Annotated in this window: 2 protein-coding genes; both read left to right on the forward strand. The window is 73.9% G+C overall.

Translation table 11 applies throughout. The annotated features are described in order from the left end of the window. The first annotated feature begins 329 nt into the window (after positions 1 to 329). A complete protein-coding gene (locus GTW43_RS30860) occupies positions 330 to 1,109 on the forward strand; it encodes an HAD-IIA family hydrolase (RefSeq protein WP_161305282.1) in 780 nt (259 codons plus the stop codon). A gap of 149 nt (positions 1,110 to 1,258) precedes the next feature. Then, positions 1,259 to 1,684 (forward strand): hypothetical protein (locus GTW43_RS30865; RefSeq protein WP_161305283.1); only part of this gene is annotated, 426 nt, incomplete at its 3' end.

Genomic DNA, 1,684 nt, shown 5'->3' on the forward strand with positions numbered 1-1,684 from the left:
CCCCCCGCTCCCCGCCCTCGCCGGGGCCGCCGCCCTGTGCCTGCTGTGCGGCGCCGCCCTCGTCACGGCCCTGCGCAGCCGCCGCTGAACCCGTCCCGCGCGCGCCCCTGTTCACCCGCGTCCACGTCCACGTCCGGCCCGGCGTGCGCCACCGGCTGACCGAACGACCGGGCCCACGGCCGGTACGGCGCGGGCGGCAACGGGGTTCGAGGCGGTCGACGGGGGTCAAGATCAGCCGGGCCTGATTAGGGTGAGGGGCGTCGGCACAGCGTCGTTCCGGCGACCCGTACAGCTCATTTGTCTCAACGCGGACCGCAGGAGTGCACCCCATGGCAGAGCGCAAGCCCATCGAATCGTGGCTCACCGACATGGACGGGGTGCTCATCCACGAAGGCGTCCCGATCGCGGGCGCCGACGCCTTCATCAAGAAGCTGCGCGACTCCGGCAAGCCCTTCCTGGTCCTGACGAACAACTCGATCTACACCGCCCGCGACCTCCAGGCCCGCCTCACCCGCATGGGCCTCGAGGTCCCGGTCGGCAACATCTGGACCTCCGCGCTCGCCACCGCCAAGTTCCTGGACGCCCAGCGCCCCGGCGGCACCGCCTACGTCATCGGCGAGGCCGGCCTCACCACGGCCCTGCACGACATCGGCTACGTCCTCACCGACCACGCCCCCGACTACGTCGTCCTCGGCGAGACACGCACCTACAGCTTCGAGGCGATGACCAAGGCGGTCCGGCTCATCAACGGCGGTGCGCGCTTCATCTGCACCAACCCGGACGAGACCGGCCCCTCCACCGAGGGCCCGCTGCCCGCCACCGGCGCCGTCGCCGCGCTCATCACCAAGGCCACCGGCAAGCAGCCCTACTTCGCGGGCAAGCCCAACCCGCTGATGATGCGCACGGGGCTGAACGCGATCGGTGCGCACTCCGAGACCGCCGCCATGATCGGTGACCGGATGGACACCGACGTGCTGGCCGGCCTGGAGGCCGGGATGCAGACCTTCCTCGTGCGGACGGGTCTGACCAGCGACGCCGACATCGCGAAGTACCCGTTCACGCCGTCCCACGTCGTCGACTCCATCGCGGACCTCGTCGACCTCGTCTGACCCGGACCGCCCCGTCCGCCCCGGGGCTGCCCCGGACCGCCCCGTCCGCCCCGGACCGCCCCGGCCGACACGGCTGACCTGCGGCGGTCCGGTCCCGAGATGCGGAATCGCCCGCCGCGCGTGAACCTGCCAGTATCAGGAGGTTCACGATGCGTAGAGGTCTGCTTGCTCTCCGTGCCGTCACGGTGGCCGCGGCACTGGTGACGGTCCCGGTCGCCGCGGCCCACGGCGCCGGGGACGGCGGATCGGTCACCGTCGGGCCCGACTCCCCGGCACCCGGCGCCGAGATCGAGCTCACCGTCGCCGGATGCGCGGGGACGACGGGCCGCGCCGTGTCCGAGGCCTTCGTGGCCGACGCCGAGCTCGCCCCCGCGGCGGACGGCACCGGACTCGCCGCCGAGGCCCGCGTCGCCTCCACCGCGACGCCCGGCGAACACGGCATCACCGTCACCTGCGACGGCACCGAGGCCAAGGTCAAGGGCACCCTGCGGGTCCTGGCGCGCGGCGCGTCCCCCACCCCGAGCCCGACCGCGGCCGTGCACGCCGGCGGCGGGGGCGCCGCGGGCCGGCTCGCC

Origin of the sequence: Streptomyces sp. SID5785, from assembly GCF_009870065.1 — a bacterium.
Lineage (GTDB): Bacteria > Actinomycetota > Actinomycetes > Streptomycetales > Streptomycetaceae > Streptomyces.

Excerpts from the sequence above, each read along its gene's own strand:
- GTW43_RS30860 (WP_161305282.1), top strand. The coding sequence starts at position 330 with ATGGCAGAGCGCAAGCCCATCGAATCGTGGCTCACCGACATGGACGGG.